We start from the raw sequence: 21,624 nt of genomic DNA on the forward strand, positions 1-21,624 counted from the left end.
GCCGGACGACGCGCATTCGATGACCTCCTTCGGCTCGTCCCCCGACATGTAGGTCAGGGACAGGGGGAGATGAGCCACGACCGCGCACACCATGTGGGCGACGGTTGTCAGGACGCCCGTGCCGAGGAGGACCTGCGCGGGTGGCCCGAGCCCGTCGAGCGGGTAGCCGTTTCCTCGGCTTAGCGGCCGGTGGCGACGGCACGGGTTCCGTGTCGGCGGCCTCGTCGTCGTCCACAGGCCGTTCGAAAGGGTACGTCGACTTCGTCGGAGTCCGCGGGCCGTTCGGCAGGTTCGTTGTCCGATTCTTCGATCAGCCGACTCAACTCGTCCTCACGCGCGGTGAGTTCGTCCTGGGCCGCCACCAGCCGATCGGGCGCCGCCGTCTCGCCCTCCTCGCTCAGCTGCTCGGTCTCCCGCACGATGTCACGCAGTTGCCCGATCCTGGGGCGCATGGCGTCCGCGTCCCGGATGCCAGGGCCCGTACTCGACAGGGATGTCCCGCCACGCAATACCGGTCCGGACCCGGAACCGTATGCCGTCCATCAGCCGTCGCCGAGTCCAGACCGGCGGCCGTCCCGTTTTTGTGCCCTTCGGCAGCAGCGGTTCCAGCATCGCCCGTTGCTCGTCGGTGAGATCTCCCCGCCCCATGCACCGTGATCATCCACACCGGACGCAGCCCACACCCCCTCAGGAGCGGCACGGGACGGCGGCGCCGCTTGGGCGTCCGCGTCGGCGGGCAGGATGCCTTGCCATGTCCTCGGCAAGACTTGTCAGTCCTTGGCAAGACGGAGGGGGAGATCATGACCACGATACGGGCCCGAAGAGGCTTACGGTCCTCGACCGGTCACCGAACGCGCCTCGCGGCGCTCTCGGCGGTCCTTGCGAGTCTCACCGTGGCGCTGGGGGCAGCGCCCGGACCGGCGCGTGCCGACACCGCGTTCACCGCGAGTGTCGACTTCGGTACGGCGGCAACCGTGCCGGTCACCGGCCACCTGCTCGACTACGGGCAGGCGTACGGCGCCCGCACCGGCCCGCACCAGGGCACCGGCCTGACCTACGGCTGGACGCGGACCGACGCCGCCACACCGCTCGACCTCACCGGCAACGGCCGTGACCGGGGATCAGCCGAGCCCGACCGGCTGCGGGCCACCCTCATGCACATGCAACTGCCCGCCGGATCCCCCGGGGTGACCACGCCCGGCCGTTGGGAGATCGCGGTCCCGGACGGCACGTACTCCGTCACCGTCACGGTCGGGGACGCCGCCCACACCAACAGCGTCCACGCCCTCCAGGTCGAGGACCAGAACGCGGTCGACGGGTTTGTCCCGACCACCGCCACCCGGTACGCGACCCGCACCGTCACGCCCACCGTGACCGACGGACGGCTCACCGTCAGCCCCATGACCGGCACCAACACCAAGATCACGCACCTGGCGATCGTGCCGGTCGCCGATGCCGCCACCCGTCCCGCCGTGCGCGCCGTGACCCCCGCCAACACCGCGACGGGCGCCCCGCCCACCGGCAGTGTCGTCGCGGACCTCCGCCTCGTCGGCGGCGGCGTCGACGCCGCCACGCTCACCGCCTCCACTGTCACGCTCACCGAGGCCGCGACCGGCACCCCCGTCGCCGCCCACGTCGTCACCAGCGGCGGCGGTGACGTCATCAACCTGTCACCCACCGCCGGGCTGAAGCCGCACACCCGCTACCGGTTCGCCGTCACCGCCGGCGTCAAGGACCTGGACGGTCGAAGCTTCCTCCCCTGGCAGTCGGTGTTCACCACCGGAGCGGAAACGGGCGGCGGCACCGTCGCGTTCGACAAAGTCACCGGCGTGGCCTCCGGCCGGAGCTTCACCTCCGTGGTGAAGGGGCCGGACGGCAGGCTGTACGCGGCCACCCTCGACGGCTACATCATGCGGTACGCCATCGCCGCCGACGGCACCCTCACCGACAGCCGGGCCATCACCACCGTCCGGGACGACGCCGCCGCGCGCGGCCTGCCGGGCGCGCCGGCCCGCACCGTCATCGGCATGGCCTTCGACCCGGCCTCTTCGGCGAGCGCCCCGGTGCTGTGGATCTCCTCCAACACCATGTATCCGGGCGGCACCCCCGCCGAGCCGGACTGGTCCAGCGCCATCGGCCGCCTCAGCGGCCCCGACCTGTCCGTGTACACCGAGGTCGTCAGCCGCCTGCCGCGGTCGGTGAAGGACCACGAGACCAACTCCCTCGCGTTCGGCCCGGACGGCGCCCTCTACGTGAGCCAGGGAGCCAACAACGCCATGGGCGCCCCCGACGCGGTCTGGGCCAACCGGCCCGAACGCCTGCTCAGCGCCGCCATCCTGCGCCTCGACCCGGCGAAGCTCCCCGCCGCGCTGCCGCTCGACGTGCGGACCGAGAGCCCCGGCACCTACAACCCCTACGCCCCCGGCGCCCCGCTGACGCTGTACGCCACCGGCGTGCGCAACGCCTTCGACCTCGTGTGGCACAGCAACGGGCACCTGTACACCCCGACCAACGGCTCGGCCGCCGGGGGCAACACCCCCGCCACGCCGTCGCCGCTGCCCGGCTCCTGCACGCGCCGGATCGACGCGACCGCGCACGGCCCGTACACCGGACCGCCCGTCCCGGCGATCACCTCGAACCGCGCAGCCGAGACGGACTACGTCTTCGACGTCAAGCGGGGCCGCTACTACGGCCATCCGAATCCGGCCCGCTGCGAATGGGTGCTGGCGGGCGGCAACCCGACGTCCGGCACCGACCCGTTCGAGACCGTCGACTACCCGGTGGGCACCCTCCCCGACCGCAACCTCGACCTCGCGGGCATGTACGACGCGGGCCTGCACGCCTCCGCGAACGGCGTCGTCGAGTACCGGGGCGGCGCCTTCGGGGGTGCGCTGCGCGGCAGTCTCCTCGTGGTCCGCTACAGCAGCGGCCAGGACATCGAGGTCTTCGGCGCCGACGCGCAGGGCAGGCTCTCCGCGCCGACGCGGGGCATCACCGGGTTCACCGGCTTCCAGCAGCCGCTGGACGTCACCGAGGACACCGCCACCGGCAACCTGTACGTGACCGAGCTCGGCGCCTCCCGGATCACCCTGCTGAGGCCGCGCGCGGGCACGGGCTGACGCGAAGGGCGCGGTCCCCGGCCTTCGAGCTGGGGACCGCACCCTTCGCCAGGGGCAGGTGTGAAAGAGGAAGGAGGCCTTGCCCGCAGTCTGACGACCAGCCCCGCCGCGCTTGCCGTGGAGGGGGTTGCACCGAAAGGCGGCCGAACGCTGGGCTGGACGGTTGCCCCCAGCGGGGAACCGAAGGCCAGCAGCCCCCACACCGGACACCCCCAGTACTCGCAAGCCGGGCCCGGTGGGCAAACCCACCCCGGACGCCTTGGACAGGCTCAGACCGACAAACCACGACGCTCCGTCAGTCTCGCTGCGACAGCGGCAGGCTTGTCCCGCAAGTTCCGCGAGGCCTTTCGACGTCTGCCCCAGGGGTGGTGCAGGACCTCGCGGCTACTCTGTAGACCTTCGTGCGAATGGCGATCTTTGGGGGCCCGGTGGGACGCAGCAGGATGCCTGTGAAGAACTTGGGCGCCAGCGAACTGTGTCTCTTCATCGAGCCGTACGGCGAGGATTACTGGCTGGAGCCTGGAGAGGCTTTTACTGTCGGGCCGGAGGCCGAAGGGATCGACGTCTGGTTCGACACCTACGTCTCGACGGACTGCATCACCGTGTGGCTCTACGAGGACGGTGACCCCACCAAGGTCGTTCTGGACTACGTAGTCGTTGATGCCGACGGAGCCCGGCTGGATTGCGGACATCAGCGGCCTCTGCGGCGGACTGTCCCTGATCCGGCCTGACCTGGTCTGTCTCTGCTTTGATCACCCGGTCAGGGCGAGGTTGTGTAGACGGGCGACGCCGAGCATGGCGTGGTGGCCGCCGTTGCCTTTGAGTCGGCAGTGCCGAAGGATCTTCCAGGTCTTCATGCGGGCGAAGCCGGTTCGTAGCCCGCGAGGTATACCGCCAACTCGTCCCGCGCGTCCAGGGGCCGCAGTCCAACGGCCGCGCTGGTGCGCTGCCCTGCGGGCCGAGGCGTGCTGGAACGAGGAACACTGGGTGCGGGCAAGTGGGGCACGTGAACGGTTCGGTCGGGCCGTCAGCGTTTGACGCGGTTGCGGATGGCGAGGATGGCCAAGCCCAGCAGGATGGGTTCGGTGATGCGGAAGCCCCGCTTCGACGGCAACACCGCCACTTACGCCCAAGTCCTCCCGGGCGTAGATCTGAAACTGACGGCGATGAGCTCCGGGTACACCTCGGTACTCGTGGTCAAGACGGCCGGGGCGGCGGAGAATCCGGCGCTCGCGACGATCGAAGCGGAACAAGCTCACTAACCTCACGGAGTCCATTCGGCTGGCCCCGGACGCGGCCCGAACTGCTGCACCACACTGTGCGCGGCCGGATGGGGCCGAGCACTGCGCCTACCGCAAGGCTCGTGCCAAGCGGTAGTAGATATCAGGCACGAAAAATGGCCGGAGATGTCGCACGAGTCGTCGGGGATGTGTGAATCCAGTCAGGCAGACGTGCATTTCGGACGACCACTCAAGGCTCTATTTACGGAGAAGGATCGACGGGGACAAGATCTCTTCGCAGCCCCATGCGGGGAAATCAGGGGAGGGGATCCTTGTGAAGGTCTTTGGTAGATCTGCGGCTCTCGTCATAGCGAGTGCGGCCCTTGCTTCGGGCGTGCTCGCAGCGCCGGCCACCGCCGACGCATCTTCGGTCACCACCGTCAGTACCGTAACTGTCCACACCCGCGGGGACGGAACCCGGCCGCCTGCTCATCTCGGCAACCCCAAGGAGTGGGGCGTGGTGAAGCTCACTATGTCCGGCTCGGCGGGAAGCGTCTCACCGATGACCATCGTCGAGGTCGGGGGCGGAACGTGGAGTTACGGCTGGTACGCCACCACCGGCGGTAAGTACTGCTACTCGAACTACTATCACGGCTCCGTGAATCACGGCTCGACTGTGAAAATCGCCAACGACTCGCTCAAGGACACTGCTGCGGCTGGCAAGTACTCTGAAGCCAACCTCACGAGGGGCATGGCCTACACGTGTTACACCTACTACTCTAAGTACTAGATCTTCACCTAATGGAGCTCTAGACGGCATCGGGGGGCAAAGGGAGGAATTTTGCCCCCTTTGGGGGTTCTGTGGAGCAAGCACTGAACCCCCAAAAGCATCGTTTTTGCGAAAAACCGATCACAGAACAGGGCTAGAGAAATCGTACACTTTCCGCGCGCCCGCATCATGCCTGTAGCGGTAGCCCTTGGAGCGGGAGCCACGCTTGGCATAATTGGCCCACTTGCGAATAAGTTTGACAATCCCATTTTCCATGCCGTCGGTCTTATTTTTTCCGGAGGGTGGTCGTGGGCGTGCTTTGCGTTTCTGGTGGGATACTCGCGCCGGACTAAAATTGAGTCAGCGCTGCTGGCTTCGTCGGCGCTGGCCATCGGCGTTATCGCGTACTACCTCTTGAAGTATCTGAGTCCCGACGCGCCAATCGGACGGGTTATCTCTGGCGGACCGGAAGGGGACCTCACTTCTAGAATCCTGGTGTGGGGGATAGCGGCTTTCGTCTTCGGTGCACCTATGGGGCTCTTGGGGAACCTGGCGCAAACACCTGGCATCGGCGGCCTGGGGTTCCGTCTGCTTGTCCCACTGATCGCATTTTTTGAAACTTCTCAGCGGCTGGCAACGGAGGGCGACATGCAGGGCCTCGTTGTCGAGATTACTTGGAACGCCGTTCGAGTGGTAGCGAGCGTTGTCGCCGTGGCTCTCGTGGCACACACAGTGTGGAGTTGGTGGCGGGCTCGCCGCGTACTCCCCGAAGGTCTCGATGCGGTCGGCTCACCAGCGAATCGCGAGTATTAGCGCGGCGGTGCAGACCGTGAATACCCACAGGGGTTTGCGACTCCAAGCAGATGTCTGAGTTTTTTGTTACTGAGGGTTTTCAGCGGTAGCGCTCCAGGGTGAGGACGGCCTTGGTGATTGACGTCATGCGGTTCGGGCTGCATCGTGCTCGGCGGAGGATTCGCCAGGATTTCAGGCGGGCGATTGCTCGTTCGACGGGTACCCGGGCGGCGGACAAGGCCCGGTTGATCGTCTGCTGGGTCGGGGTGAGTTCGCCCCCGGCTGCAAGGCCGGCGTGCCTCATCCGCCCATCTCGATCAGTGCCACTCGAACACCCAGCAACTCGGGTGTGTGTTCGGTTTCGAGTGAGGTGGGAGGTTGTCGCATTGCGTGCTTGCAGTCCGGCTGGGGATCCAGCGCGTGCCAGTGATGTGGACGGCACTGTGGCTACCGCCCCAGGGGAGGACCGCGTGCGGATCTGCGGCGAGGTCGGTACAGATGACCCCGGTGGCGTCGCGGCCGGGCTCGTATTCGTGGCGGGAAGGGCGACCGAAATTCGGAGCTGCGCGGGGCGGAAGTTGTCTGTCAGGCCCCAGAGGCGCACGGTCCAGTCTGGGCTGCCGCTGACAGCGTGGGGCAGCGACACCTGCCAGGTCTCCTTCGGTAAGTACCAGGCCACGAAGACGCTTGTGCGTCATGGGGCATACACCGCGTAAACCGGCCGGGCACGCTGTCGGTCCTCGCCGAGCAGGCGCAGCAGGCCGATGTACGCCCGATCACGTCCCCTGTCACCCTCCGAATGCCGTGCACGAGGCACAAGGTTCAGCGACACAGGCCCCCCAGCCGTGCCTGCTGCTTCACGATGGCGGGCATGGGGCTGCACCGTGACGGGACACGTGATTTCGCGTACTACGCCGACGACTGGATCTGGCCGCGCTCGCGGGCCGCGTTGATGAAGAGCACGCTGCTGTTCTTCGACGGCCTGGCTCTCTCGCTGCCTCAGCATCCTGCCGATCGCCTGATCGAGGGCAGCCCAGAGCTTGCCCAGCCTCTGGCCGAGCGAGGGCTGCTGGTGAACCTGGAGCCCGACCGGAGCCTGCAGCCGGACACCGCGGCCCGGCTGGCCACCGATCTTTACGAGGTTCTGGACCGCTTCGACTTCGCGTTGCCCACGGCTGAATCGCGGCGACTTACGATCGGCAACTTTCACTGGGGCGGCGTCCGTGCCCAGCTGCAAGCGAACAGCCTCTCCCAACTCATGCTGGCCAGGGGAATCGCCGAGCGTGACCCCTCAGATTTCGACAACGAGGAGCGATTACTCCTGGTGAATCCTGCCGCTCGGCTGTTGATCCTCAACTCCTACTGTCAGGCTCTGCGTGACGACCTGGCACAGCAGTCGGACATCTCGCTGATGCCGGTGGCCGAGTCCGTCGGGGACATTCGCTATGAGTGGTGGCACTAACTGAACGACCTCAGGCAGGCTGCCGGCACCCTGACACCCGGCGCAGGCTTCGCAGCAGCCGAGATCATGACATCTGACCTGCACACCCTGGGCGTTGACGTGTCCGCCGTTCCCCTCGAGGACATTCTCGCTTTCCGAACCGAGCACCGAGAAGAACTGCGCGCATACACGGCAGGCGTACGGACGATGCTGGAGATCACCACCGATCTGAGCCGCCAGCAGTACCAGAGCGAAATGAGGGCCCAGCGAGAGCGCCTCCTGGAGGAAGCTGCCGCTCTGAGGTCCAGCACGCGCAATGCCTTCGGACGGATGGGAGTCGCCGCAGCGCTGGGCGTCGCCGCCGCGGCATGGACTGGCACCCAAGGAGACCTGGTCGGCGCCCTGTTAGTCGGCGCATCTGCAGCCGCCGCCGTCAGTCGGCCAGCCCAGCCCGTCACTTCTTACACCTACGTTCTGACAGTCAGCCGCCGTTACTGACTCCAGCTCGTTGGGGTGAATCTTTGCGAAGCCCCTGATGGGTGTGGGTGGGCGGCTGTATCCGTGTGGTGTGAGATAGGCGGATGGGGGCGGGCTGACCCCTGCGGGACGTCGGCGCCGGGAGTCGGTACGGATGCAGGCGGCCGAGTTGTACCAGCAGGAGATCAAGCCGTCAGAGGTTGCACGGCGGTTACGGGTGAGCGTGAAGTCGGCCTACCACTGGCACCAGTTGTGGCGAGACGGCGGTCGAGAGGCTCTGGCTTCCCGCGGCCCGAGCGGATCCCGTTGCCGGCTCTCCCCGCGCTGTCTGGAGAAACTGGCCGCGTACCTTGATGAGGGCCCGGCCGCCCACGGCTGGGTGGAGGACCAGGTGTGGACCGCGGCGAGGGTGGCCACGCTGATCGGCAGGAAGTTCCACGTCTCCTACAGCGTCTCCGGCGCCACGCGGCTGATGCACCGGCTCGGCTTCAGCCCGCAGGTCCCCGCACGCAGGGTCGCCGAGCGCGACGAGCAGGCCGTGACCGCGTGGAAGGAGGCGACCCGGGCTGAGGTGAAAAGAGCCCGGGCGGCCTGCGGGGGCTACATCTGCTTCGAGGACGAAGCAGGATTCACCCGGAAGCCGCCCCGGGGACGGACCTGGGGCCGACGAGGGCGCACCCCGGTCGTGACCGTCAGCGGACGCCGCTCGGGGCGCCTGTCGGTGGCCGGGCTGATCGCGATACGGCCGGGCTCACGAACCCGGCTGTGCCACCGTCTGCGCACCCACCAAGCGGGCAAAGGCGCACGCCGCAGCATGGGCGAGCGGGACTTCATCGCACTCGTGGACGGCGTCCACCAACTCGGCAAGGCACCGGTCGTGCTGGTCTGGGACCGTCTGAACACTCACGTCTCCCACGCCATGCGCGAACTGATCGCCGAACGCGAGTTGCTGACGGTGTTCCTCCTGCCTGCCTACTCGCCCGATCTCAACCCCGTGGAGTGGTTGTGGGCACACGTCAAACGCAGCCTGGCCAACCTCACCGTCGTCGCCCTCGACCGGCTCGAAGCCCTCGTACGCAACAGGCTCAACTGCCTTCAGTACCGGCCAGACACCCTCGACGGCTTCATAGCCGGCACCGGCCTGACCCTCGACAAGCCCACGTCACCTTGAAGAGCCGAAGTCAGTAACGTCCACTCACACGCCACGGCATGGCCGGCTCGATGGGAAAGGTCGGGGCGGCCGGCGACAACGCGGCGATGGAGAGCTTCTTCGCGCTGCTGCAGAAGAACGTCCTGGACCGCCAAGTCTGGTCCACCCGGAGCGAGTTGCGGATCGCGATCGTGACCTGGATCGAACGCACCTACCACCGCCGTCGACACCAAAGACGCCTGGCCCGATTGACCCCCCTCGAGTACGAGACCATCATGACCCCACCCACAGCCCTGGCTCCATAAACCCCGCTGTCACCTGATCACGCAGCAGTGCCACGCGGCGCTCACCGCCGAAGACCGTCTCGCCGGCTTCCTCGGGGCTGATGCGGCCTGGAGCGTGTTGGTTGGTCGGCTGTGTCAGGCCCCGCTGTTGCTGGTCGGCTTCCAGGGGGTGTCCGGAGCCGGGCGGATTGTATTCCTGTGCACTGTGGTGGCGACTCGTCCGGAAGGTCCGTCGGCTTGCGCGGTCCCGTTCCCGTGATCCGCATCCCGCCCCGGGCGGGCGGGGAGGTAGCCAGCGGCGAACCCCTCTGACCTGCGACTCTGCCCAACCGGAAGGAGCTGGCGCTGGGGGTTAGTACTGCGGAGGCAGTCCTGTGAATGCATGCGTCCGCTCTGGTGATGGACAAACACCCTGCGTGCTGCCTGAATCTCTCATATGGTGAAGTGTCGGAACTCTAAGTCTTTGCAGAGTAGTTGAGGGGACTCCTCATGCCGCAGGAGCCGTGGGCCGGACTGGCGGAGGCGATCAGCGCGGTACGCGCGGAGTTGGACCTTGCTATGGACGACGGCCGGGGTGATCGCATCGGTTTCCGCACCGGGCCGGTGGAAATGGAGTTCGCTGTAGATGTGAGGAAGGACGGCGAGGCCCGCGCCAGAGTGATGGTCCTGCCGTGGAGCGCGGACGCGAAGGCTGGGTACGTGGCCGGAACGACAAGTCGCTTGAAGATCACCCTGCAGCCGGTCGATCCAGATGGCGCTGACCAGAAGATCAACGCGGACTCCAAGGAACGCCCGGAATAGCGGGCCCCGGCCTCTGGAGAGTCCATGCACCTGCAGCGGGTGGTGGAGGTGTGGAACCCGACCTCGAAGAAGGTCGGCACGGGTTACCTGGTTGCAGATCATCTGGTGCTGACGGCGCATCACAATGTGTCGCGCAGTGGTGCCGGGGTGGATGGGCGGGTGGAGATACGCCGGCTGGGGCTGAGCTCGGCAGAGAACCCGCCATGGGTAGTGACCAGGCTGGTGTGGCCCGACGAACCGCCGGACCTGACCGCAGATCCAGGAAGCGACGCGGCTTTGTTGCTGATCACCGATGAGAGATGGCAGCCTCCCGACTGTCCTCCAGTGACCTGGGGCCGCGTGGCGCAACCCGATGAGAGGCGTGGGCGGATCGACTGTGTCGCGGTGGGCTTTCCACAGGCCGAGGCCAGGGGTGGGCGCCGTGACACTAAGGAGATTCGCGGGCACATTGAAACCCTGACCGGGGTGAAGTCCGGTCTGATCCACGCGCATGTGGACCAGGTTGCCACCCCTCACGGCGGCTCCACCGCCTCGCGGTGGGCGGGAACTTCGGGTGCGGCTCTGTTCTGCGGAACTACCTTGGTCGGGATCCTTGTCGTGGACCGGGCCCAGGACTACCCAGCTTCCTTGCTGACAGCCGTACCCGTTGCGGGACTGGCCGCGCGTCCGGGCTTCACCACGACGCTTAAAGCCACGGGCTGTGCTCTGACGCTTCAGGAGGTCACGTCCTATGGGGGTGACGCTCCCGCATCCCCCCACGCCGTCGAAGCCCTGGCCGGGCTGCATAATCTTCCGGACTTGCCCTCTCGAGTCTTTGTGGGACGTTCCGACGCCCTGCGCGAGCTCGCCGCCGCCCTCCACCGTGAGTCCCAGGCGATCACCCAGACCGTTCACGGACTGGGAGGTGTCGGCAAGAGCACTCTCGCCCTGCACTACGCCCACACCCATCTGGATACCTACCGGCTGGTGTGGTGGATCCGCGCCGATACCCCTGACCTGATCACCGCCGACCTCGCCGCGCTGGCCGACCGACTGCGCGGTGGCCATGCGGGCGACCTGACCACACCACAGGCCGCCGACTGGGCGGTGGGATGGCTGCAGACACACCCGGGATGGCTCCTGGTCCTGGACAACGCTGAACACCCCAGCTCCCTCGTCACGCTGACAGGACAACTCCGCCACGCGGGACGGCACCTGATCACCACCCGCTACACGGAAGGCTGGCCCACTGAACCGTTCGCCCTTCCTGTCCTGGCCGAGGACGCGTCGCTCGAGCTTCTGACCCAGTCCACCGGGCTGACCGATCCGGCCAATCAGGACCAATCCCGCCTTCTCGCTGAGGAACCGGGCCACCTGCCCCTGGCCCTCGAGCAAGCAGGCGCCTTCATTCGGCAGAGCAAGCAGACGGTAAGGGCGTACCGCGACCTGCTGCACGAGGACACTGCGTACACCGTCGACATCCCTGCGGACCACACCCGGCCCGAACGAACCGTGGCCCGCACGTGGCGCGTCACGCTCGACGCGTTGACCAAACTGGACCCGCTGACAGTTCGCATCCTGCGCGTTGTCGCATGGTTTGCTCCGACATCGGTGCCCCGTGATCTGCTCAACCGACTCGCCGGCAATCCAGCCCGTCTCGCGCGGGCCCTTGGTCTTCTGAGCGCCTACAGCATGGTTACCCTCGAGTCCGACACCCTTGCTGTCCACCGCCTGGTGCAGACTATTGCGCGCACTCCGGATCCCGCGTTCAGGTTGCTTGCCCACCCTGACCCCGACCCTGATCCACACCGCGCACCGGAGGCCATCGAGACTGCCCGCCGCGAGGCCGCGGTCCTCCTCTTCGACGCCCTACCGGAAGACCCCCAGGCCAACGTCGCCGGGTGGCCGCGCTGGCGTGCACTCCTTCCGCACGTTCAGGCGCTGGCCGACGCCACCGACCCCACCCAAGACACCGAAGCCATAGAGGGCGTGCTCTATGAATCCGCCGTGTTCATGTTGCACCAAGGCTTGATCGGCCCAGCGAGAATCCACGCTGAACGCTCGGTGGAATCCGGGACCCGCATCCGTGGAGCTGACCAGATCGAGACTTTCGCTTCCCGCATGCTCCAGGCCAGCGTGTACGAGCGCACCGGGGACCTGGACCGGGCGATCGACCTGTGGGAAGCGGTTCTGGCCGACATCCAGCGGGTGTTAGGCCCCCACCATCCTGATGCCGCGACAGCGCGCAACAACCTTGCAGTCGCCTACCAGCGGGCAGGGGACCTGGTCCGCTCGAGTGCTCTGCTTGAGGCGGTTCTCGCCGAAGAGGAGCGTGTTCCCGGCGCCGACCAGCGCCGTATCCTGCTCGCTCGAAGCAACCTTGCCGGCGCTCTTCGCGACGCGGGGGATCTGGAGAAGGCGATTGCTCTGTACGAGACCACCCTCGCAGACCTGGAGCAAATGCTTGGCAGCGACCACCCCGAAACCTTGAGCGTCCGCGGTAGGTTCGCTTGCGCGTGCGAGTTGAGCGGAGACCTCGGCCGGGCCATCTCGCTCTACGCGAGGTTGACGGACGATTTCGAACGGGTGCTGGGAGCAGACCACCCCGAGACTCTTGCCTCACGGGATGGTCTCGCAGGCGCGTATGAGTCGGCAGGTGACCTGGGCCAAGCGATCCCCCTCTACGAGGAGTTGCTTGCCGTACGCCTCCGCGTGTTGGGCGCCAATCACCCCGACACGCTCACCAGCCGCAACAACCTGGCCTACGCCTATGGGTCAGCGGGGGATCTGGGCCGTGCTGTCCCGCTGCACGAGGCGACGCTGGCTGATCGAGAGCGGGTGCTGGGAGCCGACCACCCTGACACGCTGTCCTCTCGCAACAACCTGGCCTGCCTGTACGAAGACCTAGGCGATCTGGACCGCGCAGTTCGCTTGTTTGAGACGACGCTGGCCGACCGCGAGCGAGTGCTGGGGGCCGACCACCCCCACACTCTGGGCTCCCGCAATCTCCTCGCCTGTGCTTACGCTTCGATGGGGGATCTGGAGCGTGCTATCCCGCTGCACCAGGCGACCCTGGCCGATCGAGAGCGGGTGCTGGGAGCCGACCACCCTGCCACACTGTCTTCTCGCGCAAGCCTGGCCAGAGCCTGCGGGTCTGCGGGGGATCCAGGCCGCTCGATCTCCCTCTACGCGGCCACGCTGGCCGACTGCGAGCGGGTGTTAGGAGCCGATCACCCCTATACCCTCAAGACCCGCGCGGAACTGGCCTTGGCATATCGGTCGGCGGGGGACCTAGGACGGGCGATTCCACTACTGGAAGCGGCGCGCGCCGAGCATGAGCGGGTGCTGGGAGCCGACCACCCCAACACCCTGTCCACCCGCAACAACCTGGCTCACGCCTACCAGGCGGCCGGGAGCCTAACTCGAGCGATTCCATTGTTCGAGGAGACACTGGCCGCCCGCGAGCGAGTGCTGGGGGCCGACCACCCTCGTACGTCCAAAAGTCGCAGCAGCCTGGCCAGTGCCTACTTAGCGGCGGGGGATCTCGGTCGGGCGATTCCCCTGTTCGAAGAGGCGCTGGCCGATCGCAAGCGGGTGCTCGGGGACGACCACCCCGACACGCTTTCCGCCCACAGCGACGCGGCCCGCGCCTACCAGGCGGCGGGATACCTTGCGTGGGCGATTCGGTCCTTCGAGTCGACGCTTGCTGACCACGAGCGGGTCCTGGGTGTCGACCACCTCAAAACGCTCACCACGCGTAGCCGCCTCGCCTGCGCCTACCACGCCGCGAAGGATCCGGCGAGGGCCATCCCGCAGTACGAAGCAACGCTAGCCGGTCAGATGGACAAGCTGGGCGCTGACCACCTCAACACCCTGAGCACCCTCAACAATCTCGCTGGCGCGTACCAAATTGCAGGAAACCTCCCCCAGGCCATTTCGATGTACGAGGCGGCCTACGCTGGGTGCGAGCGGGTCTACGGTGCCAAAGCTCCTCTGACGCGGGCCGTTCGAGGCAACCTCATCGGTGCCTACCTGGAGCGTGACCCCCTTTAATAACGGCAGCGCTGTGACTGGGCTGTACTGAGTGGACGTTAAGTCCGATCCTTCTCGGTTCGCGATTCACTCGAGCGTGGCATTGATCGCTGCGCAGGTCGCGTGCTGGGCATGTCCATGCTGATATGCGGGGCATGGAGAGGCAGCCGTACCCCAGCGACCTATCGGACGAGGGGTCTGTACGGTGAGCGGTGTAACTCCCGAGCTGGAAGCGACAGTTGATGACTGACGTGACGAGTGACACCGAGGCCGGGAAGGCCGCTGTGGGTGTGACGAGTGCCGTGGATGACGGGCTGGTCGCCGAGCTGGTTGCCCGGGCTCAGGCCGGTGGGGTGAAGCTCACCGGCGAGGGCAGCCTGCTGCAGCAGCTGACGAAGCGGGTGCTGGAGTCCGAGCTGGAGGGCGAGCTTACGGATCATCTGGGGCACGAGCCCGGTGAGCGGGCCGAGGGCGGCAGGGAGAACTACCGCAACGGGCACCGGTCCAAGACGGTGATCACCGAGGCGGGGCCGGTTGAGATTGTGGTGCCGCGGGACAGGGCCGGGTCGTTCGAGCCGCAGCTGGTCAAGAAGCGTCAGCGGCGTCTGGGCGGGGTGGACGAGATGGTCCTGTCGCTGTCGGCGAAGGGGCTGACGCACGAGGAGATCTCCGCGCATCTCGCCGAGGTGTACGGCGCGGAGATCTCCAAGTCCACGGTCTCCACGATCACGGACAGTGTGATGGCCGGCATGACGGAATGGCAGAACCGCCCGCTGGACGGCGTCTACCCGGTCGTCTTCATCGACTGTGTGAACGTGAAGGTCAGGGACGGGCAGGTCGCCAATTGGCGTGTCTACATGGCGGTGGCGGTCACCGCCGAGGGGCACCGGGACATCCTGGGCCTGTGGATCGGCGACGGCAGGGAGGGCGCGAAGTACCGGCTCCAGGTCCTGACCGAGTTCAAGAACCGTGACGCGGCCGATGTCCTGATGCTGGTCTGCGACGGCCTGACCGGTCTACCGGACGCCGTGAATACCGTCTGGCCTGCGACGATCGTCCAGACCTGTGTCGTTCACCGGAGCCGTAAAGAATCAACTTGTCGGTGTGTCGCTGCTGACCGAGGCAAGCAGTTCGTCGCCCGTGGTGAAGCGGGTCAGGGCGGGAGGCAGGGTGATTCCGGCTTCGAGGAGGACGGGCTGGGCGTCGGCAAGGGCGTTGTTCAGAGTGCCGAGGCTGACGCCGAAGGCGTCTGCCAGGACTTGCCGGGTGCCGAGCTTGCGCTCGTAGAGGACGGCGGCCAGGAGGCGTTCGGCATCGGTGATCTTCTATCGGAAAACGCCTCCGCGGGTGCCTGGCTGACGTGGACCGCCTCGCTGCTTGTGACGGCGCCGCTCGATCAGGGCGGTCTGGTGCAGCGACAACTGATCGATGAGTCTGGTGAGTTCGGCGCGGTCCATGCCGGTCAGGGCCGGGTCGGCCAGTTGGTGTGTGAGCTGGAGCCTGGCGGTGACCGGGGCCCCGGTGCGTACGAGCTTGAACATGATGCATCTCCTTGCTGTATCCGCCCCAGTCAACCGGTGGGGTCTGACAGTGAGGAGTAGGTGGCGTGGCTCGGAGGCCTGACTCTGGGTCCCCAATGACACTTCGGCTCTACACGTTGAACCGTCGGCCCGAGGGAGGGCACCGTGTGTGCCCGCAAGTCTTCGGGACTCATCCGTCCTCAGTCACAGCCCAGGTTCACCTCAGCGACTCAAGCGACTGAGCAGCTGTTGTCTTTCCGATCTTGAGCGGTGTCCGTCGAACGGGAGTCTCGATCGGGTGATCGCGGTCGGCGCCGCGCATGGGAAACAGGGCCTCTTGGTAGCTCAGAGGGTGTCTACGCCAACGAGCTGTCCAGGAGACCCTGTTGTCGCAGTTGTACGCCACCGCCGAGGCGGAGTCCACCTGGGTCACCCTCGCGTGTGAATGCCTGGCTCACCGGTTCGGCAACGCCGCCGACAACAGATCCCGGCAGCCGCGCTACCCGACGGACATGACGGACGCGGAGTGGGCGGCCGTCCGGCCGCTGCTGCCGGTGCCGGGATGGCTGCGCGGTCGGGGAGGCCAGCCGGAGGCGTACTGCCACCGCGCGATACTCGATGCGATCCGCTACCTGGTCGAGAACGGCATCAAGTGGCGGGCGATGCCAGCCGACTTCCCGCCGTGGGACCGGGTGTACGCCTTCTTCCGCCGCTGGCGCGACCACGCCCTGGTCAAGGAGTTCCACGACCGGCTGCGCGGCCGGGTCCGCGAGGAGCTGGGCCGGGACGCGGAGCCGAGCGCGGGGGTGATCGACTCGCAGTCGGTCAAGGCGGACGCGGTCGTTGGTGCCGACAGCCGCGGCTTCGATGGCGGCAAGCTGATCAACGGGCGTAAGCGGCACGTCGTGGTGGACACGCTCGGTCTGCTGCTGGGCGTGATAGTCACCGCCGCGGACACCGGCGACCGCTCCGTCGCACAGGTCCTGCTGCGGCAAGTCGCCGACGCGCACCACCTGCTGGTCCTCATCTGGGCTGATGGCGGCTACACTGGCAGCCTCGTCGAGTACTGCCTGGCCGCACTCGCCCTGGTGCTGGCGATCGTCAAGCGCAGTGACGACCAGCAGGGGTTCGTGGTACTGCCCAAGCGATGGATCGTCGAGCGGTTCTTCGCCCACCTGATGCGCACTCGCCGCCTGGTGCGCGACTTCGAGCGGCGCACCACCAGCGCCGAGGCGATGGTCTACTGGTCGATGATCCTTCTCATGACCCGCCGCCTGGCCCGGTCACGCCGCGGGCGAGGGTGAACCCGCCCGGTGCCGCCTCGGCCAGCCAGCCGCGGGCGACCAGGCGTTTCGCCTTCGACCGCAGTGCCTCCACTTTGGCCGGCACTACGTCCATGCCGAAGCCCGCGGCCATCTCCTGGCAGGTCAGCGGCCCTTGGCCGAGACGATGCCGGTCCGCGAGGGCCTTGAGGATGTGCTGGTAGTCCGCCGACAGCGCCGGCCAGGCCAGCCCCTGACGCCACATCGGCACCTGCGACTTCGGCTTCGCCGCATCACGGGACGCCGACTGCGTGTCCGCATCCCGCGGCTCCTGGGCGGCCTCGGCGTCGGCGGTATTTCCGCCGTCCGGAGCCAGCACCGTATCGACCCGCCTGCGGGCGATCGCCCACTCCTGCCATTCCTGCTCGGCCGCGGCCAGCTCGGCCTGGATCCGGTCAGCCTCCTCACGCAGCCCGTCGACTCGACGGCGAGCGGCAAGTTCGTGCTGTTCCAGTAGTCCGACAACCGACGGCATCCGCGACCTCCCGGGGAGACGAAACGACAGGCCACGACTCCCACGGAATCACGAAACCTATACCTGACCAGCGAAAACGCCGTCCTCAGGTTCGGTACGACAACAGCTACTTAAAGCCCGTCAGGCCCGGAGCAACTGCTGCCCTCCACCAGACGGGGTCTCATCTACTGAGGACATAGACGCGCTGGGCGGCGTCCCAAGTCAGATGGGGGAGCACGTTGAGCACGGACTGCGCCCAAGCCCGGGGGTCAGCAGTCCCGATGGCGGTGACATCCGGCGAGAGTCGGGCGCAGAGGTCGGCGACGCCGGTGGCATCGAGTATCCGTTCATCGGGACTGGGGTCGAACAGGTCCCGGACCCAACTCTGTGTGCCGTCTCGCAGCCCCGCGAGCAGGGAGCGGAAAGCCGCACGGTCTCCCCACTGCGCGAGCAGCCATGCGGCATAGGTGGGCCCTTCGGGGCCGGCATCTTCCGCGTCTTCCAGGAAGGGTCTGATCAGCGGGGCGTCTTCGGGAGCGTACATTCCCACCCGGACGTAGCCGCGCAGTGCCGCCGAGCGACTCAAGACCCACGTGTCGCGGAGTCCGCGGCGCAAGACGGGCAGAGTGTCCGGATGGCCGATAGATCCCAGGGCCTTGAGCACCTCGAAACGGACGAAGCCATCCGGATCGTCGGCCAACGAGGTAAGGGTCGGCAGCATGGACGGGTCGGGAAGAGAGGCAGCAATCTGCGCACCTCGTCTGCGCACTTCCGGATCATTAGAGCGCAGCAGCGCGGGCACTTCCGGAAGCACAGCGGCAGGGGGGAGGCCAACCAGGTAGTCCTGAGCGATGGTTCCGTATACGTCGGTGGTCGGCCGTTGGACGATGTAGTCGATTAGCACAGAAACACCGGACGGGTCACCCAAGCGGGCCAGGCTGAGGGCAGCCTCCTCCCGCACGGGCTGTTCTGAATCCACGACAAGGCGCTGCAGTGCGTCGATCGCCTCGGAATCTCCGATTTCAGCCAGCACCCCGGCGACCCACTGCCGGATCACGCCGTCAGAGTCGTCGACCCGGTTCAGCAAGACAGTGCGAGCGACAGCTTGATCCAGTAGGCGCAGTGCGCGCAGGACGGCGATTCTGACCTGCGGATCGGGGTGGGTGCTGTGCTGTGCGATCACAGAGGCAGTAGCGGGGCGGTTAAATTGCGCGACGATACTGATCGTTTTGCCGAGTTCGGGAGTTTCGGGGTCTTCGAGCAGGGCAAGCAGGACTGGCAGGGCGCTGGCATCACCCCAGAACCCGAGCAACCGGGCCACTGGCGCCTGCACCTGCGGCTCGCTCAGTAATGCGCGCAGCCGCGTACTCACCCGGTCCCGCGTCGGGTAGTCGTTGACGGCGGCCAAGACCGCGACCAGGGCGTCCAGCTCCTCTGGTGCGGTGCGGTTCTCCAGTTCCGAGATGAGCCTATCCATGGGGGGCATCGCGACCAACGCGTCATGAGCGTGGCAAGCAGCGGCAGCATCCGTGCCAAGCAGTTGTGTGATGAGCCGATCTGCTTGGAGGCCCAGAACTCGGGCCTGTTGCCAGATCCGTTCGGCCAGACCGACCACGGCCTGCGTCATGCTGCTACGTGTGTCCTCGAATTCCACCTCCTCGACAAGCAGGGGGCGGGGGCCGCCATCCTTGCGGATCAGCGAGGCCCGGACCGTCGCCGTGTACCGGCCCGGCTCATCGGACGGCGCTATGTAACCGGACACCGCTACGAACGGTGCGTGACGGCGAAGCTCTTCCAGGGCTCCGTCTGGAGGAACCCTCATCTGCCACACGCGGACCGGGTTGTCGCCATCGCTGCGCTCCGCGGCGATGTCGCGTCGCAACAACTCGTTCAGCAGCAGCCCGGCAACCCGTTCGCCCAGGTGTCCTCTCGACGAGAACAGCGTGCCGTCAGGCCCTCCTAGGGCAGACGATTCGTGGTAGTTGCTGAAGTGGTAGACGCGGATAAGTAGCGGATACTCCTCCGCGTCGGGCTCCGGCTCAGAGAGGTTGGCCGGGGAAGCGGAGGTCTCAGGTGGGTTGGCGCGAGAGTAAAGCCACAGGCCTGCCACGCCCGCCACAACTGCGCCACCGAACCAGAGGGCCTGCACCCACCACGGCCCTTCGACTCGATTGGTCGCCACCCCGCCGATCACCCCGGCCAATACCACGCCTAGCGACGCGATCCGGCGAATCGCCTGCCCCGCCACCTCAACCTCCTGCCGGAAGCACCCTCAATTGCTGCAGGCGGCTTATCCGGCGACCCGGACGGGCTTGAGGCCCTGGGGGTGGCGTTTGGGCGGCGCGGCCTCGTACAGCGGTGCGGTGATGTCGGGCAGCTCGCCCTCGGCGATGCGTACGGCAGCGTCTTCGATGGCTTCCTCCAGTTCCTCCTGTGAGGCGTAGGAGGCGAGGTAGGGGTGGAGGTAGTAGGTGCGGTACTTGCGGTCCACCGGCCGCAGCACCAGGTTCCGGCTTTCCAGCAGCGCCATTGCCGTGTTCGCGGAGTTCCGCGACAGGCCCACCCGGGCACCCAGCTCGGCCTGGGAGGCGTTGACTTCGCCGCCGGGCTCCTGGCGCTCGATGAGCGCACTCAGCAGGTCCATTGCGGCTTTGGTGAGATCCAGCCGGTACAGCATTCCGAAACCGGCGCTTGCCTGGATCAGCATGCCCGCCCCTCTTCGTCGACCTCTTCATCGTCCTCGTCGTCGGCCAAGAGTTCCAGTTGCACGCTCCGCGGCGCCGGCGGTGCCTTCAACTCCGGGAACGCCCCTCCGGTGCGCCTCTGCGCAGCGCCTCCAGGACCTCGTGCTGGACGTCGCCGTTGCCCTCGAAGCCGAGCAGCGGGTTCACGAAGATCAGGCCAGCACACGCCGGGCCGGAGTCAAGGAGGAGTCGGGTGAACACCCCGGAAGAACAGCTTAGCCGCGAAAAGGTCCTCGCCCACGCCCGCGCGGCCCGCGCGCAGATGGCCGCCGCGCTCGACGAGGACCAGGAGCCCGAGCCCGAGGACCCCCTGGGGTGGCAGCCGATCTGGAAGCGGCCCCGGAAGCCGAAGAAGAAGGAGCTGCTCAAGCAGCGGAAGCGGCTTCAGGAAGCCGGGAAGCGCCGCCTCGCCGCCGCGCAGTCGCGACGGCCCCGCTCCCGGCAGAACCGGATCGGCAATGCGGCCGCGCGCTGCGATGCCCGCGCCCTGTCCGGGGTGCGGCACTCCACCGCATGACTGGGGTGACGATGCCGGGCATCGTCCACCGAGTGGGGCCCACGACGTTCAGCATCCAGTGGCGATGCACGCTATTGGTTGGCCTTCACTCAGTGGGCTCCACCCGGTGGACTTCGCTGAGTGGACTCTCTCCGGCGCGCCGGATGACGATGGACTCCACCGTGGCGCGCATCGCGATGGTGCGCCACCGCACCCCGGCGCGCCGCACCCGACGATGCCCGGCACTCTCGCGCGCGCCCGGAGCGCACCCGCGCCTGGTCCTGGGGGGGGCAAGGAGGAGCATTTGCTCGACGACCGCCTGAAGGTGCTCGCCGACGACGTGAAGGGCATCGCCGTCGCGGTGTGGGTGAGGGTGAACACCCTGTCCCGGCTCCAGCGAGGCGAGTCCTGGTACGAGGCCGGTGTCGACGACCCGTACCGGCGCCGCGAGCGCTACCCCGAGCCGGCAGGCCGCTGACAGGGGCAGGCAAGCCGTCCGCGACGGTGGTCTGCCTGGGGGCCGGTGGTCTGTGCCGCCGTGGCACACGCGGTTCGGTTGCTTCGCTACCCAGTTCATGACTCGTGGTGCGGCGGGCGCATGGGGCGGGGAGCTGGCCGCGTGCTGTGTCGACGGTGGTTGCAGGGTTCCAGCCAGTGTGATCCTCCGGGATTGCAATGGAAGGGTTGATTCCTCGTGCTGTGGCGGTGAGTTGCTGCGGTATGCAGGTCTTCGTCCCGTTGAAGGGGTGGGGCTGATTCCGACTCGCATGAGACGGGAGTTGCGGGGAACGGCTCGTCGTTTTGTGTGCTTCTTGTGACAGGTTGTGTGGCCGAGGTGACCGAATGGGTCACTGGTTCTGACTGTCTGTCTGTCTTCCGTGGGGGAAGCTGATGCATTCACGTGCGGGAAGCACGTCGCTGTGGCGTGCCCGAAGAACACACAGAGCTGCTGCTGTCCTGTCCGCGCTCACGACCGCTGCTGTGGTGCTCGCGGCGGCACCGGGCCTGGCGGCGCCGCCCACGC

General features: G+C 67.1%; 16 protein-coding genes and 6 pseudogenes. 14 read left to right on the forward strand and 8 right to left on the reverse strand.

Annotation, left to right across the window (positions count from 1 at the left end; genetic code table 11):
- Positions 1 to 179 precede the first annotated feature (179 nt).
- Both AC068Z_RS39580 and AC068Z_RS39585 read right to left on the reverse strand, forming a co-directional pair.
- On the reverse strand, positions 180 to 452 hold the full coding sequence (locus tag AC068Z_RS39580) for a hypothetical protein (RefSeq protein WP_478567669.1): 273 nt from the start codon (positions 450 to 452) through the stop codon (positions 180 to 182).
- Between the two features lie 19 nt (positions 453 to 471).
- Positions 472 to 648 (reverse strand): annotated as a pseudogene (locus tag AC068Z_RS39585) (transposase); the annotation flags it as partial.
- 245 nt (positions 649 to 893) lie between these two features.
- Between AC068Z_RS39585 and AC068Z_RS39590 the strand changes: the two are divergent.
- Positions 894 to 3,119, forward strand: coding sequence for a PQQ-dependent sugar dehydrogenase (locus AC068Z_RS39590; protein WP_478567672.1), 2,226 nt, complete (start codon positions 894 to 896; stop codon positions 3,117 to 3,119).
- Positions 3,120 to 3,562: 443 nt separating this feature from the next.
- Entirely contained in the window at positions 3,563 to 3,850 is a 288-nt protein-coding gene (locus AC068Z_RS39595) for a hypothetical protein (RefSeq protein WP_478567675.1), read from the forward strand.
- A 21-nt stretch (positions 3,851 to 3,871) separates the two neighbouring features.
- On the opposite strand, the pseudogene AC068Z_RS39600 reads toward AC068Z_RS39595, so the two are convergent.
- Positions 3,872 to 3,985: pseudogene (locus AC068Z_RS39600) on the reverse strand (IS5/IS1182 family transposase); the annotation flags it as partial.
- 192 nt (positions 3,986 to 4,177) lie between these two features.
- Between AC068Z_RS39600 and AC068Z_RS39605 the strand changes: the two are divergent.
- Positions 4,178 to 4,381, forward strand: a complete 204-nt coding sequence (locus tag AC068Z_RS39605) for a hypothetical protein (protein ID WP_478567837.1) — start codon at positions 4,178 to 4,180, stop codon at positions 4,379 to 4,381.
- A gap of 169 nt (positions 4,382 to 4,550) precedes the next feature.
- Entirely contained in the window at positions 4,551 to 5,129 is a 579-nt protein-coding gene (locus AC068Z_RS39610; protein WP_478567678.1) for a lactococcin 972 family bacteriocin, read from the forward strand.
- Positions 5,130 to 6,000: 871 nt separating this feature from the next.
- On the opposite strand, the pseudogene AC068Z_RS39615 reads toward AC068Z_RS39610, so the two are convergent.
- Positions 6,001 to 6,174, reverse strand: a pseudogene (locus AC068Z_RS39615) (transposase family protein); the annotation flags it as partial.
- 597 nt (positions 6,175 to 6,771) lie between these two features.
- Here AC068Z_RS39615 and AC068Z_RS39620 point away from each other — a divergent pair.
- The 7 genes and pseudogenes from AC068Z_RS39620 to AC068Z_RS39650 all read left to right on the forward strand — a co-directional run.
- A complete protein-coding gene (locus tag AC068Z_RS39620; RefSeq protein WP_478567681.1) occupies positions 6,772 to 7,362 on the forward strand; it encodes a hypothetical protein in 591 nt (196 codons plus the stop codon).
- Positions 7,363 to 7,428: 66 nt separating this feature from the next.
- On the forward strand, positions 7,429 to 7,839 hold the full coding sequence (locus AC068Z_RS39625) for a DUF6236 family protein (protein ID WP_478567684.1): 411 nt from the start codon (positions 7,429 to 7,431) through the stop codon (positions 7,837 to 7,839).
- A 94-nt stretch (positions 7,840 to 7,933) separates the two neighbouring features.
- Positions 7,934 to 8,989, forward strand: a complete 1,056-nt coding sequence (locus tag AC068Z_RS39630) for an IS630 family transposase (protein ID WP_478567822.1) — start codon at positions 7,934 to 7,936, stop codon at positions 8,987 to 8,989.
- A gap of 23 nt (positions 8,990 to 9,012) precedes the next feature.
- A pseudogene (locus AC068Z_RS39635) lies at positions 9,013 to 9,273 on the forward strand (integrase core domain-containing protein); the annotation flags it as partial.
- A gap of 468 nt (positions 9,274 to 9,741) precedes the next feature.
- The gene (locus tag AC068Z_RS39640; protein WP_478567687.1) at positions 9,742 to 10,053 is read left to right on the forward strand and encodes a trypco2 family protein; all 312 of its coding nucleotides are present in this window, start codon (positions 9,742 to 9,744) and stop codon (positions 10,051 to 10,053) included.
- Between the two features lie 24 nt (positions 10,054 to 10,077).
- Positions 10,078 to 14,085 carry a tetratricopeptide repeat protein gene (locus AC068Z_RS39645; protein WP_478567690.1) on the forward strand — a complete coding sequence of 1,336 codons (4,008 nt, stop codon included), beginning with the start codon at positions 10,078 to 10,080 and terminating at the stop codon, positions 14,083 to 14,085.
- A 221-nt stretch (positions 14,086 to 14,306) separates the two neighbouring features.
- Positions 14,307 to 15,149, forward strand: a pseudogene (locus tag AC068Z_RS39650) (IS256 family transposase); the annotation flags it as partial.
- 6 nt (positions 15,150 to 15,155) lie between these two features.
- On the opposite strand, the pseudogene AC068Z_RS39655 reads toward AC068Z_RS39650, so the two are convergent.
- A pseudogene (locus tag AC068Z_RS39655) lies at positions 15,156 to 15,593 on the reverse strand (ISAzo13 family transposase); the annotation flags it as partial.
- A 377-nt stretch (positions 15,594 to 15,970) separates the two neighbouring features.
- Here AC068Z_RS39655 and AC068Z_RS39660 point away from each other — a divergent pair.
- Positions 15,971 to 16,888 carry an IS5 family transposase gene (locus AC068Z_RS39660; RefSeq protein WP_478567693.1) on the forward strand — a complete coding sequence of 306 codons (918 nt, stop codon included), beginning with the start codon at positions 15,971 to 15,973 and terminating at the stop codon, positions 16,886 to 16,888.
- Here the strand turns inward: AC068Z_RS39660 and AC068Z_RS39665 are convergent.
- The 3 genes from AC068Z_RS39665 to AC068Z_RS39675 form a co-directional block, all read right to left on the reverse strand.
- Complete coding sequence (locus AC068Z_RS39665; protein ID WP_478567696.1) at positions 16,845 to 17,381, reverse strand: hypothetical protein; 537 nt, start codon at positions 17,379 to 17,381, stop codon at positions 16,845 to 16,847. The genes AC068Z_RS39660 and AC068Z_RS39665 overlap by 44 nt on opposite strands.
- 160 nt (positions 17,382 to 17,541) lie before the next feature.
- The gene (locus tag AC068Z_RS39670; RefSeq protein ID WP_478567699.1) at positions 17,542 to 19,608 is read right to left on the reverse strand and encodes a HEAT repeat domain-containing protein; all 2,067 of its coding nucleotides are present in this window, start codon (positions 19,606 to 19,608) and stop codon (positions 17,542 to 17,544) included.
- Positions 19,609 to 19,650: 42 nt separating this feature from the next.
- On the reverse strand, positions 19,651 to 20,067 hold the full coding sequence (locus tag AC068Z_RS39675; protein WP_478567702.1) for a hypothetical protein: 417 nt from the start codon (positions 20,065 to 20,067) through the stop codon (positions 19,651 to 19,653).
- A gap of 230 nt (positions 20,068 to 20,297) precedes the next feature.
- Here AC068Z_RS39675 and AC068Z_RS39680 point away from each other — a divergent pair, with 230 nt between their 5' ends.
- Both AC068Z_RS39680 and AC068Z_RS39685 read left to right on the forward strand, forming a co-directional pair.
- Complete coding sequence (locus AC068Z_RS39680) at positions 20,298 to 20,621, forward strand: hypothetical protein (protein ID WP_478567705.1); 324 nt, start codon at positions 20,298 to 20,300, stop codon at positions 20,619 to 20,621.
- A 283-nt stretch (positions 20,622 to 20,904) separates the two neighbouring features.
- Entirely contained in the window at positions 20,905 to 21,078 is a 174-nt protein-coding gene (locus AC068Z_RS39685) for a hypothetical protein (protein ID WP_478567708.1), read from the forward strand.
- Positions 21,079 to 21,624: the final 546 nt, after the last annotated feature.

Source organism: Streptomyces sp. NPDC043726 (assembly GCF_056436565.1).